At 67.8% G+C, this 15782-nt stretch carries 15 protein-coding genes and 1 pseudogene; 9 read left to right on the plus strand and 7 right to left on the minus strand.

Annotation, left to right across the window (positions count from 1 at the left end; genetic code table 11):
- Positions 1 to 3: 3 nt before the first annotated feature.
- Together PO768_RS15730 and PO768_RS15735 are read right to left on the minus strand one after the other, a co-directional pair.
- A complete protein-coding gene (locus PO768_RS15730; protein WP_137945115.1) occupies positions 4 to 870 on the minus strand; it encodes a 23S rRNA (adenine(2030)-N(6))-methyltransferase RlmJ in 867 nt (288 codons plus the stop codon).
- Between the two features lie 28 nt (positions 871 to 898).
- Positions 899 to 2080 (minus strand): hypothetical protein, encoded by a 1182-nt coding sequence (locus PO768_RS15735; protein WP_272646802.1) that lies wholly within the window; start codon positions 2078 to 2080, stop codon positions 899 to 901.
- Positions 2081 to 2228: 148 nt separating this feature from the next.
- Here PO768_RS15735 and PO768_RS15740 point away from each other — a divergent pair, with 148 nt between their 5' ends.
- Positions 2229 to 3305 (plus strand): alkene reductase, encoded by a 1077-nt coding sequence (locus PO768_RS15740; protein ID WP_272646803.1) that lies wholly within the window; start codon positions 2229 to 2231, stop codon positions 3303 to 3305.
- Here PO768_RS15740 and PO768_RS15745 read toward each other — a convergent pair whose 3' ends face one another.
- Both PO768_RS15745 and PO768_RS15750 read right to left on the minus strand, forming a co-directional pair.
- Positions 3306 to 3881, minus strand: a complete 576-nt coding sequence (locus tag PO768_RS15745) for an MOSC domain-containing protein (protein WP_272646804.1) — start codon at positions 3879 to 3881, stop codon at positions 3306 to 3308.
- Entirely contained in the window at positions 3878 to 5521 is a 1644-nt protein-coding gene (locus tag PO768_RS15750) for an MCP four helix bundle domain-containing protein (protein WP_272646805.1), read from the minus strand. The genes PO768_RS15745 and PO768_RS15750 overlap by 4 nt, the downstream gene beginning before the upstream one ends.
- Before the next feature lie 337 nt (positions 5522 to 5858).
- Here PO768_RS15750 and PO768_RS15755 point away from each other — a divergent pair.
- Positions 5859 to 7819: pseudogene (locus PO768_RS15755) on the plus strand (phosphoenolpyruvate carboxykinase (GTP)).
- Positions 7820 to 7899: 80 nt separating this feature from the next.
- On the opposite strand, the gene PO768_RS15760 reads toward PO768_RS15755, so the two are convergent.
- Entirely contained in the window at positions 7900 to 8139 is a 240-nt protein-coding gene (locus tag PO768_RS15760) for a hypothetical protein (RefSeq protein WP_137945109.1), read from the minus strand.
- A gap of 131 nt (positions 8140 to 8270) precedes the next feature.
- On the opposite strand from PO768_RS15760, the gene PO768_RS15765 reads away from it, so the two are divergent.
- The 4 genes from PO768_RS15765 (at position 8271) to PO768_RS15780 (ending at position 11266) form a co-directional block, all read left to right on the plus strand.
- The gene (locus PO768_RS15765; protein ID WP_262972036.1) at positions 8271 to 9212 is read left to right on the plus strand and encodes a LysR family transcriptional regulator; all 942 of its coding nucleotides are present in this window, start codon (positions 8271 to 8273) and stop codon (positions 9210 to 9212) included.
- Positions 9209 to 9985, plus strand: coding sequence for a YecA/YgfB family protein (locus tag PO768_RS15770; protein WP_269839765.1), 777 nt, complete (start codon positions 9209 to 9211; stop codon positions 9983 to 9985). Before PO768_RS15765 ends, PO768_RS15770 begins: the two co-directional genes overlap by 4 nt.
- 4 nt (positions 9986 to 9989) lie before the next feature.
- Positions 9990 to 10769 carry a metallophosphoesterase gene (locus PO768_RS15775; RefSeq protein WP_272646806.1) on the plus strand — a complete coding sequence of 260 codons (780 nt, stop codon included), beginning with the start codon at positions 9990 to 9992 and terminating at the stop codon, positions 10767 to 10769.
- Positions 10770 to 10843: 74 nt separating this feature from the next.
- On the plus strand, positions 10844 to 11266 hold the full coding sequence (locus tag PO768_RS15780; protein ID WP_272646807.1) for a universal stress protein: 423 nt from the start codon (positions 10844 to 10846) through the stop codon (positions 11264 to 11266).
- Positions 11267 to 11285: 19 nt separating this feature from the next.
- Here the strand turns inward: PO768_RS15780 and PO768_RS15785 are convergent, their stop codons facing one another.
- Complete coding sequence (locus PO768_RS15785) at positions 11286 to 11510, minus strand: hypothetical protein (RefSeq protein WP_137945104.1); 225 nt, start codon at positions 11508 to 11510, stop codon at positions 11286 to 11288.
- A gap of 291 nt (positions 11511 to 11801) precedes the next feature.
- Between PO768_RS15785 and PO768_RS15790 the strand changes: the two genes are divergently transcribed.
- Positions 11802 to 11966, plus strand: a complete 165-nt coding sequence (locus PO768_RS15790; RefSeq protein ID WP_272646808.1) for a hypothetical protein — start codon at positions 11802 to 11804, stop codon at positions 11964 to 11966.
- Here PO768_RS15790 and PO768_RS15795 read toward each other — a convergent pair.
- Positions 11963 to 12895 (minus strand): LysR family transcriptional regulator ArgP, encoded by a 933-nt coding sequence (locus PO768_RS15795; RefSeq protein ID WP_137945103.1) that lies wholly within the window; start codon positions 12893 to 12895, stop codon positions 11963 to 11965. The genes PO768_RS15790 and PO768_RS15795 overlap by 4 nt on opposite strands.
- A 155-nt stretch (positions 12896 to 13050) precedes the next feature.
- Between PO768_RS15795 and PO768_RS15800 the strand changes: the two genes are divergently transcribed.
- Positions 13051 to 14364, plus strand: coding sequence for a D-amino acid dehydrogenase (locus PO768_RS15800; RefSeq protein ID WP_272646809.1), 1314 nt, complete (start codon positions 13051 to 13053; stop codon positions 14362 to 14364).
- Positions 14365 to 14424: 60 nt separating this feature from the next.
- Entirely contained in the window at positions 14425 to 15732 is a 1308-nt protein-coding gene (locus PO768_RS15805; protein ID WP_272646810.1) for an Hsp70 family protein, read from the plus strand.
- Positions 15733 to 15782: the final 50 nt, after the last annotated feature.

Here is a 15782-nt window from a genome sequence, read left to right on the forward strand (position 1 = left end):
CGCTCAGACCGTCTTCTGCTCCAGCACGAAGTTGGCGCCGTCGTACTGGCCCAGCTTGTCGACCAGATAGGGCAGGCATTCCTGCAGCTTGTCGTGCAGCGTGAACGGCGGGTTGACGATGAACATGCCGCTGCCCAGCATGCCGAAGCCGCGCGTATCGGTCTGCGGCTTGACGGTCAGGCGCACATGCAGCCAGCCCTTCTTGGCGCCGGCCTTGGGGTTGTCGGCGGCGGCCTTCATGCGCTGGGCCAGCTGGTGCGATTCGAGCAGCTGCAGCTGCGGATACCAGATCAGGAAGACGCCGTCGGCAAAACGCTCGAGGCCTTCGCGCAGCGCGGTCAGCACCTTGGCGTAGTCGGTCTTCAGCTCGTAGGAGGGATCCATCAGCACCACGCCACGGCGCGAGGGCGGCGGCAGCTCGCCACGCAGCGAGGCAAAGCCGTCGGTGTCGGCCACCTGGGTGTTGGGGCGGGTCTCCAGATAGCTTTGCAGGATGCGGAAGTCGGTCGGATGCAACTCGTAGACGCGCAGCCGGTCTTCTTCGCGCATCAGCAGGTTGGCAATGGCCGGCGAGCCGGGGTATTGGCGCAGCTGGCCGTCGGGGTTGAACTGGCGCAAGAGCTCGCGGTAGGCGGCCAGCGGGGCCGGCAGGTCCTTGGCATCCCACAGACGCGAGACGCCCAGCGCATACTCGCCCTTTTTCTGCGCATAGCGGCTCTCGATCGAGTAGCCGCCGGCGCCGGCATGGGTGTCGACCAGGGTGTAGGGCTTGTCCTTCTCGGCCATATAACGCAACACCTCCGAGAGAACGAGGTGTTTGAGGACATCGGCATGGTTGCCGGCATGAAAAGCGTGTCGATAGGCGAGCATGGGCGAACTGTAGCCTGCCCGGGCCGGTTCACGGCTGCTGCAGCGCCCCCGGATGCAGGGCCGGCCCGGCCAGCGCGACGCTGTGGCGCGGGTGCTGGTACTGGCGCAGCGGCCGCAGCGAGGCAAAGCCCTCGGGCCCCGGCCCAGGGTCGACGGCCTTGCCGCGCAGCGCCGAGTCGGGCTTCAGCGCATAGTTCTCGCGCGCGGCGAGCACGAAGGCGTCCCAGTCGACCGCCGGGTTGTTGCGCACATCCCAGTCGGCGTCGGCACTGAAGCGCCCGCCGCCGACCAGCAGATTGTTGACCGCCCGCACCCGCACCCGGCCGGGCGCGACGCGCAGATAGACGCCCTCGCGGGGCCGGTTGTCGACCAGGGTGTTGTGAGCCAGCCAGAGCTCGTTGTCGGCATGCTTGTAGCCTTCGGCGCCAATCGAGATCAGGTGGGCGTTCGCTGTCGTCGCGCTCTGCTGTATCAGGTTGCCGATCACGACGGCGCGGCCGCCGTTGGGGAATTCCAGCTCGTAGCTGGCCATGCCACCGAGCTCGTCGCTGAGGCGGTTGTAGAGGATGTGGTTGACGGCCGCACGGCTCTTCAGCAGATGGCCGCTGCGGCCATGGTGGAAATAGCAGCCGCTGACCGTCAGCCGGGCGATCGCGCCGGCGTAGAGCAGATGGGCCGGACGGTCGTCGGCGCGGCGCGCGGCGCGCGCGAACTCGCAGTTCTCGATCTCCAGCTCAGCGGCAGGATCGTTGTTGGTCAGCAGCCCCATCTCGCACTCCGCGAAGCTGCAGTCGCGCAGGCGCAGCGAGCCGCGCTCGAAGCGGATGCCGGCGCCATTGGTGTCGGGGGCGGCGGCGCCGATGAAGTCGAAGCCCTCGACGCTGACCCGCTGGCCGCTGATCACAAAGATGCCCTTGCCCTGGGCAACGGCCCCATTGGCGATCAGGCGCACCCGCCCGCCGACCGCGCGCAGGCTCAGGTCGTTTCGGCCCCAGCTGGCCACATCGGCCACATAGTCACCGGCCTCGACCTCGATCACCATGCCGTCGCGCGCCTGCTGAGCCGCGCTGGCCAGGCTGCGCACCGCCTGCTTGGGGCCGACGCGCAGCAGCGCCGGCTGCGCCAGCGCCGGCCGCCCCAGGCACAGCCCCGCCGCCAGGCCCAGCAGCTCGCGGCGCCCCGGCGCCTCACCGACTCTTGCAGCACTCATCGCATGGCCTCCACGTAACAGCTTGTGCAGTCTAGCGAGGCCGGATGACGCCAAGCCCTTGGGACCGGCACGGCTGTCGCGCACCGGACGGCGGCAGATCGCACACCTGAGTATCATAGTGATCATTCCGTAATTAACAGCCGACCCCATGCCCAATCTCTTCGACCCCATCAAGATCGGCGATCTCGAACTCGCCAACCGCATCGTCATGGCACCGCTGACGCGCAGCCGTTCCAAGGGCCTGCTGCCCGGCGACATGGCCGTCGAGTACTACCGCCAGCGCGCCAGCGCCGGCCTGATCATCAGTGAGGGCACCCAGGTGGCCCCGCAAGGCCAGGGCTATCTAGACACCCCGGGCATCCACACGCCCGAACAGATAGCCGCCTGGAAGCGGGTCACCGACGCCGTGCATGCCGAGGGCGGCAAGATCGCGGTGCAGCTCTGGCATGTGGGCCGCATCTCGCATGTGCTGTTCCAGCCGGCCGGTGCCGCTCCGCTGTCGGCCACCGACAAGCCGGCCAAGGGCAAGACCTTCACGGCCGAGGGCTTTGTCGATGTGTCGGCGCCGCGCGCGCTGAGGACCGAGGAGATCCCGGACGTGATCGCCCAGTTCGTGCATGCCGCACGCTGCGCGATGGAGGCCGGCTTCGACGCGGTCGAGGTGCACGGCGCCAACGGCTATCTGCTGGACCAGTTCATGCGCGACAGCATCAACGACCGGACCGACGCCTACGGCGGCAGCGTCGCCAACCGCGCCCGCCTGACCGTCGAGGTGATGACGGCCATCGCCGCAGCGATCGGCCCGGGCCGCACCGGGCTGCGCCTGTCGCCGGTGACCCCGGTCAACGACGCCGGCCAGGATAGCGATGCACAGGCCCTGTTCAACCATGTGGCCGAGCAGCTGGCGCCGCTGAAGCTGGCCTTTCTGCACATCATCGAGGGCCAGACCGGCGGCGCTCGCGATGTCGCGCCCTTCGACTACCCGGCGATGCGCGCGCGCTTCCAGGGTCCGTGGATGGTCAACAACGGCTACAGCCGCGAGATGGCGCTCAAGGCCGTGGCCGAGGGCCCGGCCGCTATGGTGGCCTTCGGCCGCGACTTCATCAGCAATCCCGACCTGGTGCGCCGCCTGAAGCTCAATGCGCCGCTTCAGCCGGTGGACCGGGCCACGCTGTACGGCGGCGAGGCCCAGGGCTATATCGACTACCCGGCACTGGCCGCCTGATCAGTTCTTCTTCTTGCTGGTCCGGGCCTTGAACAGCTCGGTCACGCCGACCTCGCGCGGACCGGCGATCAGTTCGAAGGACTCCCCGGCGCTCAGGCTGCCGGGGCGCTGCACCGCCAGATAGAAGCCGCACCAGGCGTTCTGCGTCATCAGCTTGGCGGCCTGGTTGAAGCCCATCACCGCATTGAACTTGAAGCAAGGGAAGCGCGGCTCGCTGACCACCAGCTCGCAATCGGCAAAGCGCAAGATATCGCCGATCCAGACCTGGCTCTCCAGCAGGCCCTGCAGGCTGAGGTTCTCGCCCATGCTGCCCGGCGCCAAGGCCTCGTCCCAGCCGGCCACCCTGGCCTGGGCCCGCACGGTCTGCCAGAAAGGGTAGTGCTCGACCGGATAGGCATAGACCGCCTTGGCCAGGCCGCCGTGCACGCTCAGGTCGGCCTGCTCGTCGCCGGCCAGGCCCAGCGGCGCCACCGCGACCGGGCCGCTCTGTGGCTGTTTGCGGATACCGCTGAGTACGCTGCCCTGCGCGGTGAGCAGGGCTTGAGCCGGGGCGGTGTTGATGCTGAGCAGCTTCATGCGTCGGATGGAAGAGGGTCGGACATGGGGCGCTGATTGTCGCCGGCCCGCGCCGCCGCCTGCTGGGCCTGGCGCAGCTCGGTGATGTCGACACTGGTGGACAGCACGCAGGTCTGGCCCTGGTAATCGATCAGCTCGCCGCTGAGCAGGGCATGCAGGCGCTGACCATCGCGGCCGCGCACCCGCACCTCCAGGTTCTCGACCCGGCCGTCGCGCTTGAGCAGCTCGTAGTAGCGCTGGCGGTCCGCCGGTTCCAGCCCCACGTCGGTCAGCTCGGACATGCGCCGCCCCAGCATCTGCGCGCGGCTGTAGCCATAGCGGCGGCACAGCACCTCGTTGACCTCCAGGATGGTGGTGTCGGCCAGCGTCGTCAGCGCGGCGGTCACCGAATAGGCGTTGAACAGGCGCTGGAACAGATCGCGCTCCTGCCGCGCAGCCAGCAGCGCCTCGCGGCGCGCCTGTTCGCGGTCCAGATTGTCCAGCGCGAACGAGACGTCGCCGGCCATCTCGTCGAGCAGGCGCACCAGGGCCGGGGCGAAGAAACCGGGCTCGGCGGCAAACAGCAGCAGCGCGCCAACCGTGATCCCGCCCCGGCGCAGCGGGAAGGCGGCAATCGCCCGTCCGCCACGCGCCACCACGCTGTCATGCCAATGGGCCATGCGCGGATCCAGGCCCGCCTCGTTGCTGATCAGATGGCTGCCGCTGCGTATCACCTGGCTGGTGATCGAGGTCTGGCCATAGGGCGAGTCCAGCAGCCAGCGCTCGGGCACGCCGGTCAGCAGCTCGGCCTGCCCGTGCATACAGGCGCGGTAGGCCTCTTCGCCGCCGCTGACGATGACGGCCGCCAGCGCCGCGTGGCCGGTGTCCACGCAGATGCGGCACAGGTCCTGGTAGAGCTGCTGGTCCGAGGCGGGGTCGCGCACGATCAGCTGGTTGCACTGCGACAGCGCGATATAGAACTGCTGCACCCGCTGCTCGGCGGCCGCGGCACTTTGCTGCTCGCGCCGGTGCTGCGACCAGACCCAGACGGCCAACGCGGCGGCCAGGCCGCCGCTGCCCGTCATCAGCGCCAGCAGATTCCAGCGCGCCCGCTCGAACCCGGCCTGGCTGGCATCGGCCTCGCGGCGCGCCACGGTCAGCTGCAGATCGATCAGCTCGCTCAGGGTCTGGCCCAGCGGCTCCAGCGCCAGGCGCAGATTCAACGCAGCGAAGGCGCGCAGCGCGGCCGCATCGCCGGCGCCGACCAGGCGCTCGAACTGCCGCAGCGCTTCGTTCGCATAGCGCAGCTGCGGCTCGGCGCGGGCGATCAGATGCAGCTCCTCCTCGACCAGCAGCGTGCTTTTGTACGCCGCCCAGAGCTGCTCCACCTGCGACTGTGCGCTCTTGATTTGCAGGCCCGCCTGTGTCGGCGCCAGCCGCCCCTCGACCAGCCCGTTCGCGCTGGCCGGCACCTCGGCCAGCATCGCATGGGAGATCTTGCGCAGCTGCTGCACCGGCACCAGCCGGTTCGCATACACCGACTCCAGCGCCTGCGACACGCCACGCAGTTGCAGCAGCGCCACCAGCCCGAGCAAGGCCATCAGCCCCAGCAGCAAGGCCATCACCAAGGCCAGCCTGGCCTTGAAACTCAGGCCGGCCATGGCGTGCCAGCGGATTGGATCGACGTGAACACAGTGAGCCCGTGCGGTTGAAAAGCGGCCACCGATTCTGGATCAAGGCCCGACTTGTCAGCGCTTGAAACAAGGGTAAGCAAGGCCCAGACAAACCCCAACAAAGCGTGCATCAGGTCATACGGGTTTTGCATGACCCCCTGAAGCATGGCGGTTACGGCGTGGTTACATTGGGATGACAATGGCCACCTCGGCTTGCCGAGCGCCCATCACCGCCCTGGCGGGAAGCGGCATTGGGTCAGCCCCGAAGCATCACCCCCGTGATCGAGGCTGTCCCAATTCTGCTTTTTAATTGATTGGGATCGACATGAACCAACCTCTGATGGAAGGGCTGCGCTTGAACGTACCCGCCTATGTGAAGCACCAGCGCCTGATCGCCTGGGTGGCCGAGATCGCCGCGCTGACCGAAGCGCGCGATGTCTATTGGTGCGACGGCAGCCAGGCCGAGTACGAGCGCCTGTGCCAGCAGCTGGTCGAGGCCGGTACCTTCAAGAAACTCAATCCCGAGCTGCGCCCCAACAGCTTCCTGGCCTGCTCCGACCCCAGCGATGTGGCGCGCGTCGAAGACCGCACCTATATCTGCACGCCGGACAAGGCCGACGCCGGCCCGACCAATAACTGGATGGCCCCGGCCGAGATGCGCGCGCTGCTGCAGACCGGCGACGCTGCGCTGTTCAAGGGCGCGATGCGTGGCCGCACCCTCTATGTCGTGCCCTTCAGCATGGGCCCGCTGGGCTCGCCGATCGCGCATATCGGCGTCGAGCTGTCCGACAGCCCCTATGTGGCGGTGAATATGCGCATCATGACCCGCATGGGTCGCAAGGTGCTGGACGTGCTGGGCGACAACGGCGAGTTCGTCCCCTGCGTGCACACGGTCGGGGCGCCGCTGGCGGCCGGTCAGGCCGATGTGTCCTGGCCCTGCAACAAGACCAAGTACATCGTCCATTACCCCGAGACCCGCGAGATCTGGTCTTACGGTTCGGGCTATGGCGGCAATGCGCTTCTGGGCAAGAAGTGCTTTGCGCTGCGCATCGCCTCCACTATGGGCAAGGAGCAAGGCTGGCTGGCCGAGCACATGCTGATCCTGGGCGTCACCAAGCCTGACGGCAAGAAGTTCCATGTCGCCGCCGCCTTCCCCAGCGCCTGCGGCAAGACCAATTTCGCGATGCTGATCGCGCCCAAGGCCTTTGCCGGCTGGAAGGTCACGACCATCGGCGACGACATCGCCTGGATCAAGCCCGGTGCCGACGGCAAGCTGCGCGCGATCAACCCCGAGGCCGGCTATTTCGGCGTGGCCCCGGGTACCAACGAGCTGACCAACTTCAACTGCATGGCCAGCCTGAAGCGCGATGTGATCTTCACCAACGTGGCGCTGACCGATGACGGCGACGTCTGGTGGGAAGGCATGAGCGACACGCCGCCGGCGCACCTGATCGACTGGCAGGGCCAGGACTGGACCCCGGCGATCGCCAAGGAAACAGGCGCAAAAGCTGCGCATCCGAATGCACGATTCACCGTGGCCGCGACCAACAACCCGGCGCTGGACCCCGAGTGGGACAACCCCGAGGGCGTGGTGATCGACGCCTTCATCTTCGGCGGCCGCCGCTCGACCACCGTGCCGCTGGTGACCGAGGCGCGCGACTGGGTCGAGGGCGTCTACATGGCGGCGACCATGGGCTCCGAGACCACCGCCGCCGCCGCCGGCCAGCAGGGCGTGGTGCGCCGCGACCCCTTCGCGATGCTGCCCTTCATGGGCTACAACATGGCCGACTACTTCCAGCACTNGCCGCCGCCGGCCAGCAGGGCGTGGTGCGCCGCGACCCCTTCGCGATGCTGCCCTTCATGGGCTACAACATGGCCGACTACTTCCAGCACTGGCTGGATCTGGGCAAGAAACTGCAGGCCAGCGGTGCCACCTTGCCCAAGATCTACTGCGTCAACTGGTTCCGCAAGGGCGCCGACGGCAAGTTCGTCTGGCCCGGCTATGGCGAGAACATGCGCGTGCTGAAGTGGATGCTGGAGCGCGTCGAAGGCCAAGGGCACGGCGAAGAGCATGTGTTCGGCATCACGCCGAGCTACCAGGACCTGAACTGGGAAGGCCTGGACTTCAGCCCGGCCCAGTTCGAGCAGGTCACCAGCATCGACAAGGCCGCCTGGCAGACCGAGCTGGGCCTGCACGAGCAGCTGTTTGAGCAACTGGCCTACCACCTGCCGACCGAGTTGCCGGCCACCAAGGCCAAGATCGAGCAACGTCTGGCCGCCGAGTAAGCACTAACCTGCAGAAAAGACAAAGCCCGCTGAAAGCGGGCTTTTTTGCGTGCCAGCCGGTCGAAAAGACCGGCAGGACTTCAGCGGCGGCGGGCGTTGGCCGCGCGCAGCTCGGCGGCGAACGAGGGCATGCTGCTCTCGTACTGGGCGGCCAGGTCCAGCAGCTCGCGCTCGGCGCGGCGCTCGGCGGCGAGGGCCAGCTGGGCCTTGACGGAGGCGATCATGCGCAGCCACAGACGGGCGCCGATCGAGGCGAAGGAACCGCCGTGACGCACGTTGCGATGCAGGGGAAGACCGAAGGTTTGGGATGCGACGCTCATGGCTTAACTCTCTGTGTTGAAGCTCTTTTGGAGCCGATGACGAGATTATGGGGTAAACCCTAGTTTTGAATCCAATGAATCTTCGGCATTGGATATATAAACAGAAGACATAACTCACGTTTTGGCCCGCGATGAACTTCCGCACCCTCGATCTCAACCTGCTGCGGGTCTTTGACGCAGTGATGGCGGAGCGCAGCCTGACCCGCGCCGCCCAGCGCCTGGCGATGACGCAGCCGGCCGTCAGCCATGCGCTGAAGCGGCTGCGCGAGACCCTGGGCGAGGAGCTGTTCGTGCGCCAGGCCTTCGGCATGAAGCCGACCTCGCGGGCCGAGGGCTTGTGGCCCGAGGTGCGCGCCGCCCTGGACCGGCTGCGCCTGGTGCTGGACCCGGGCGACTACCAGCCCGACCAGCAGGAGCAGACCTTCCGGATCGCGATGGCCGACGCCACCGCCGCGCTGGTGCTGCCGCCGCTGGTGGCCGAGCTGGAGCGCCTCCAGGCCCTGGCCAATATCCATGTGCTGCCGCTGACCACGCGCGACCCGCGCTCGCTGCTGGAGCAGGGCGAGGCGGACTTCGCGCTGGGCTACTTCCCCGGCGCCGTCGCGGCGCTACAGGCCCAGGGCGTGATGAGCGCGATCCGCCAACACCGCCTGTACGAGAGCGAGTATGTCTGCGCGATGCGGCGCGACCATCCGTTGGCCGAGCTCGAGCTGGACCTGGACCGCTACTGCGCCGCCCACCATCTGCTGGTCAGCTTCTCGGGCCGACCCCATGGCTTTGTCGACGAGGCGCTGACGGCGCTGGGGCGCAGCCGCCGCATCATGCTGACGGTCAACCAGTTCTTCACCGCCGGCCGCATCGTCGCGCAGTCCGATCTGCTGACCGTGCTGCCGGCCTCCTTTGTCGAAGCCACCGGCTACAAGCAGCGCCTGGTCGAGCGGCCGCTGCCGATGCCGCTGGCGCGGGTCCATGTGGACATGCTTTGGCATTTGCGCAACGAAGAACGCAGCGCCCAGCGCTGGATGCGCGAGCGGCTGGTGGAAGCGGCAACAGCGGCGACAATCGCCGCATGAGCCCCACCGCCCCCTCCTCCCGCGACCTGAGCGACGCCGAGTTCGCCGAACTCGACGAACTGCTTGCCACCACCCCCGACCCGCTGGAAGCATTGGATGCCTCCATGCTGGACGGCTATCTGTGCGGCGTGCTGGTCCAGCCCCGCCTGATCGAGATCGACGAGTGGCTGCCCAATATCTTCGACTACGACGGCGGCGTGCTGCCCGAGGAGGTCGACCCGGTCTGGCTGGCGCGCATCCGCGAGCTGGTCGAGCGCCGCCACACCGCACTGAATCGCGCGATGGTGGAGGACGGCTGGTTCGACCCGGTCGTGCTGGACCTGGACGAGAACGCCACGCCCGAGGCCCCCTCGCCCGACGACGATGCCGAGCAGGCCGAGGCGCGTGCCACCTATGCCGAGATGAGTCCGATCTCGCGCACCCTGATGCCCTGGGTGGCCGGCTTCCAGCACGCCTGCCTGTGCTTCCCCGAGCTGGCCGATATGCCCGACGATGCGGTGATGGCCGCGCTGGCCCGCCTGTATCGCCATCTGCCGGCCGAGACGCCGGAAGAGAAGGAGATCGTCGCGACCCTGGACCGCGAGCATCCGCTGAAAGACCTGGACGACGCGATCGAGGAGCTGGTCGTCACGGTGGCCGATCTCTGCGATCTGACCCAGGAGCACCGCTACCGGGTCGAGACGCTCAAGCGTGAAGGCCCCAAGGTCGGCCGCAACGACCCCTGCCCTTGCGGCTCGGGGCGCAAGTACAAGGTCTGCCACGGCTCCAACTAGCGCGATGCGGCTGCAGCTGATCTCGGACCTCCACCTGGAGACCGAGAGCTATGAACCCCGCCCGGCCCCCGGCGCCGAGCTGCTGGTGCTGGCCGGCGATGTCGACAGCACGTGGCGAGGCCTGGAGTTGTTCCGCGACTGGCCGGTGCCGGTGCTGTTCGTGCCCGGCAATCATGAGTACGACGGCCGCGATGTCGACAGCGCACGCACCGGCCTGCACGCACTGGCCCGCGAACTCGGTTTCCTGATGCTGGACGACGCCAGCCTGGTGATCAACGATGGCGAAGGTCGGCGCGTGCGCTTTGTCGGCAGCACGCGCTGGAGCGACTTCGACCTGTTCGGTTCGGCCCAGCGCGAGCGCGCGATGCGAGCGGCCGGCTACTTCCAGCGCGTGATGGCGGCCACCCGCAACGGCCACCCCTTCGACGCCGCCGCGGTCCGTGACGAAGCCCTGCGCTGCCGCGACTGGCTGGCCCAGCAACTCGCGCTCGGCGAGCAGGGCCCGGGCTGGGACGCCACCGTCGTCATCACCCATTTCGCGCCCAGCATCCAGAGCGCCGACCCGCGCTACGGCCGCCAACCCGGCACCGCCAGTTTCTGCAACGATGACGAAGCGCTGCTGGGCGGCGCACGGCTGTGGCTGCATGGCCATCTGCATTGCCGGCATGACTATCGGTTGAACGGCTGTCGCGTGCTGTGCAATGCCCGCGGCCACGCGCGCAAAGGCGAGGCCGACGGCCATGACGGCCAGCGCCTGATCGAGGTCTTCGACCAGCCGGCTTGACGAGAATCAAGCCGTGGGGGCCAGCTCTTGTGCCAGACTGTGCCGACAACCTCAACAACACAGGAGCAGAGACTATGAAAATCTTGGTCGCGGTCGACGGCAGTACCTATACCAAGCGCATGCTGGCCTATCTGGCCGCCCACGACGAATGGCTGGGCAGCGCACATCAGTACACCGTGGTCCATGCTGTGCCGGCCGTGCCGCCGCGCGCGGCCGCCGTGCTGGACAAGGAAGTGCTGAAAAGCTACTACGACGACGAGGCCGAGAAGGTCTTGAAGACCATCCGCAGCTTCTTCAGCAAACAGAAGATCCAGGCCGAATTCGTCAGCAAGGTCGGTCCGGCCGCCGATGTGATCGCCGCGCTGGCCAACAAGGGCAAGTTCGACCTGCTGATGCTGGGCTCACATGGCCACAGCAGCCTGGGCAATCTGGTGATGGGCTCGGTCGCCACCAAGGTGATGGCGCATTGCACCGCGCCGGTGCTGCTGGTGCGCTGACCGGCGGGCGAGAAAGAACTCAGTGACCGCTGCGCCGGCTCAGCCAGGCCAGCGGCGACTCCAGCGCGGCCCGGGCGGCGCGTTCCGACTCCAGCTCATAGGGTGGCGGCTGGCTGCTTGCGTAGCCCTCGTCGCCCTCCAGGCTCGCTTCCATGCCGAAAGCCGTGCCGAGATCGGCCGGGTCATGTGCGTCGCTGGCGGCTGAACTCTTGCGGAAAAAGCGCAAAGCTGGGGTGAATCGCATATCGAACCTCGCAAGTGTTCGTGGCTGAGGGGCTGCATCCAGTGTGCGCCGCTGCGCCCGCAGAAGAATCCCCAAAGTGGGTGGAAAAGCCCAGGTAGTTGGGAAAACCGCACGCAATCACATTTGGCAACAATCCGATGCAGTGCCGCGCCGCGTCATCGGGCCTACTGCATGACCGATTTGATCGGTGTTGCGCCATCCCACTTGGGGAGGATGGCTGCGACCCTGGCTGCGGCTTAAGCTGCGCCCCTCGCACAGACAAGCCCGTCCGTGCGCCAACAAAAAGATCCGATGAACTTTGAAGTCCTCACCTGGCTCAGCCGGGCCATTGTCGGCGCCGTCGTGCTGAGCACCTTGTGGCTGGCCGCCATCACCGAAAGCACCCAGCAGCGCCCCCGCTTCGTTGCCGGCGTGAGTGTCAACGCCGACGCCCTGCACATCGAGCCCGAGCGCTAAGCCGAGCCCAGCGACTTCTTGGCCCCCAGGGCCAGCGCCTGGCCGATCTGGTCCAGCAGGGCCACCCGGGTCGGCGCGGCCACCAGCTCCGACACCAGCTTCCATTGGTGCCAGTACAGCGTCACGTCGACACTGATCTCGGGCCTCAGACAGACCAACTCGCCGCTGGCGATCAGCGGCCGCACCTGTAGCTCGGGCGCAACACCGACCCCCCATCCCATGCCCACGGCCCGCACATAGGCCTCGCTGGACGGCACATAACGCTCGCGCAGGCGCGGTGCACGCACGCCAAAAGCCTTGGCCACCCAGAGCACCTGGGTGTCATCCTTGCGGTTGAACACCAGGAAAGGCGTCTGGGCGAAGTTGCCGGCCGTCAGCCCGCTCGGCAGCTGCTCGCGCATGAAGTCCGGGCTGGCCACCGCGACATAGCGCATCACCCCCAGCGGCTGCACCGTACAGCCGCGCAGCGCCTGGCGGACCGTACTGACGCAGCCCAGCACCTCGCCCTGGCGCAGCCAGTCATGGGTGAAGTCCTGATCGTCGACCACCAGCTCCAGCCCATAGCCCTCGCGCAGCCCCTGCTGCACCACCGGCTCCAGCGCCGGCAGCACCCAGGTGGCCAGGCTGTCGGCATTGATCGCGATCGCCACGCGCTCATGCGGCGCGGCGCGCGCGCCCAGCTCGCGCACCACATCGCTGCGCAGCGCCTGCAGCTGGCGTGCAAAGCGCAGCAGCACCTTGCCGCCCTCGGTCAGCCGCAGCGGCCGCGAACGCACCACCAGCAGCTGGCCGACCTGGGCTTCCAGGCTGCGCAGGCGCTGCGAGACCGCGCTCTGCGTGATCGCCAGGCGCTGGGCGGCGCGCTCGAAGCTGCGTTCATCGGCCAGCGCGGCCAGGCAATCAAGGCCGGCGGAGTCGAGGTCTTTCATAAGTTCTCTTAATGTACTCCGACAAATATGAATGTACCTTCATGAATACGGAGACCGTGCCGACAATCCGGCCACGCTGCAGCTGCGTCGGCAACCGCCATGGCTGCGACAAAGTCCTGGGGCGGTCTGGGTCTGCAATTCTTGATGGAGCCGTTATGAAAATCGTCGTGTTGGGCGCGGGCATTATTGGCGTCAGCACCGCCTGGTATCTGCTGGAGCAGGGCCATGAGGTCACGGTGGTTGATCGGCAGCCCGATGCGGCGCTGGAGACCAGCTTTGCCAACGGCGCGCAGATCTCGGTCAGCTTCTGCGAGCCCTGGGCCAATGCCGGCGCGCCCTTCAAGGTGGCCAAATGGCTGTTGCGCGAGGACTCGCCGCTGCTGTTCCGCCCGCGCATGGACCCGGCGCAGTGGCGCTGGGGCCTGAGCTTCCTGACCCAGTGCACGACCTCGGCCTTCGAGCGCAATGTCGAGCAGTTGGTGCAGCTGGGCCGCTACAGCCATGCCTCGCTGAAGACCCTGGTCGCGCAGACGGGCATCGAGTACGAGCGCCTGGAGCGCGGCATCCTGCACTTCTTCTCCAGCCAGGCGGACTTCGAGGCCGGCGCGGTCGGTGCCGAGATCATGCGCCGCCATGGCGTCGACCGCCGCGTGCTGAACCGCGACGAGGTGCTGAAGGTCGAGCCGGCCCTGGCCGCCTTCGGCCCCCATATCCACGGCGGCACCTTCACGCCCAGCGACGAGTCGGGCGATGCCCGGGTCTTCACGCAAAAGCTGGCCCAGCTGTGCGCCGAGCGCGGCGCCACCTTTCTGTGGAATCACGATGTGCTGGCGCTGGAACACAGCGGCGGCCAGATCACGGGCGCCCAGGTCGCCTCGCGGGAAACCGGCAAGAAACTCGCGCTGAAGGCCGACGCCTATGTCGCCGCGATGGCCTCGTACACGCCGGCGCTGCTGAAGCCGCTGGGTGAGTACCTGGCCATCTACCCGGCCAAGGGCTACTCGGCCACCTTGCGGCTGAAGAAGCCCGAGCAGGCCAGCGTCGTCAGCCTGCTCGACGACGGCCGCAAGATCGCGATCTCCCGCCTGGGCGACCATATCCGCATCGCCGGCACCGCCGAGCTGGCCGGCTTCGACACCAGCCTGGACAGCCCCACCTCGCGGGCCCGCTGCGCCTCGCTGGTCAAGCGCTACGAGGAGCTGTTCCCCGGCGTGGCCGACACCAGCGAACCCAAGTACTGGACCGGCCTGCGCCCCAGCACGCCGACCAACATCCCCTACATCGGCCGCAGCAAGAAGGCGAGCAACCTCTGGCTCAATGCCGGCCATGGCACCCTGGGCTGGACCCATGGCGCCGGCTCCGGCCATGCACTGGCCGAGCTGATGGCTGGCCGCGCGCCGGAGATGGATTTCGCCTTCTACGGCGACGCCCTGCCGGCCAAGCCGATCCGGAGCATGGCGCCGGCCTGAATAGGCGATCCGCACGGGGCTCGCTACAATCCGCGCCCCCTCTCCTGATGCCGGATCTCCATGAGTTCGCCTGCCACGTTCTGCGCCATTGACTTCGGCACCTCCAACTCGGCCATCGCGATTCCCCGCGCCGATGGCCCCGGCATGCGCCTGGTCGAGCTGGAGCCCGGCCACCAGACCATGCCGACGGCAGTGTTCTATTTCGTCGAAGGCCGGCACGATGCCGACGGCCCGCCGCGCGCCTTCGGCCGCGCCGCCGTGGCCGCCTATGTGGAGGGCGCCGAGGGCCGGTTGATGCGCTCGATGAAGAGCATCCTCGGCTCGGGCCTGATCGACCAGACCACCGATGTCGGCGGCGGCCGCGGCGTCAAGTACGCGGACATCCTGGCCGGCTATCTGAAGCGCCTGCGCAACTCGGCGCTGGCGGCCGGCGCTGCGGCGCCCCTGAACCATCTGGTGCTGGGCCGCCCGGTGTTCTTCGTCGACGGCGAGCCGGCACGGGACGCCGCCGCCCAGGCCTCGCTGGAGGCCGCCGCCCATGCGGTGGGCTTCAACGATGTGCATTTCCAGTTCGAGCCCATCGCCGCAGCCTTCGACTACGAGAGCCAGATCAGTGACGAGCGCATCGTGCTGGTGGCCGACATTGGCGGCGGCACCTCGGACTTCTCCATCGTGCGGGTCGGCCCCGAGCGCATGCGTCGCCTGGACCGCCGCGACGACATCCTGGCCAACCACGGCGTGCACATCGCCGGCACCGACTTCGACCGCCATATCGAGCTAGCCAGCATCCTGCGCGAGCTGGGCTACCGCTCGCACGGCCCGGAGCGCGCGGGCTCGCCGGCCCGCGAGGTGCCCAGCGGCGTCTACTTCGACCTCGCCACCTGGCATCTGATCAACACCGTCTACAGCCCCGGCCGCGTCTCCGAGCTGCGCGCGATGAAGAGCTTCTACGGCAACCCGGTCCATCACCAGCGCCTGATGACGGTGATCGAGGACCATCTGGGCCATGAGCTGGCGGCGCGCGCTGAGGGCGCCAAGATTGCTGTTTCCGGTGGTGGCGACACCGAGATCGACCTGAGCCTGGTCGAGCGCGGCCTGAGCGTGCCACTGAGCGAGCAAGTGGCCGTCGAATCTCTGGATGCCGACATCAACCGCATTGTCCAGGCCGGTCATGAAACCGTGGCCCAGGCCGGACTGAAGCCCGAGCAGATCGACGCGCTCTATTTCACCGGCGGCTCGACCGGCCTGCGCCTGTTGGCCGACCGCATCTCGGCCGGCTTCCCGGCGGCAGCGGCGGTGCGCGGCGACCGTTTTGCCTCGGTCGCCACCGGCCTGGGCCTGCATGCGGCCCGGTTGTTCACTCGCTGAGGGTCAATAGCGCCCGCGAGTCGGCGGGCCGCGTCGCGCGGGCGGGCGCC

Source organism: Paucibacter sp. XJ19-41 (assembly GCF_028462495.1).
GTDB lineage: Bacteria > Pseudomonadota > Gammaproteobacteria > Burkholderiales > Burkholderiaceae_C > Roseateles_E.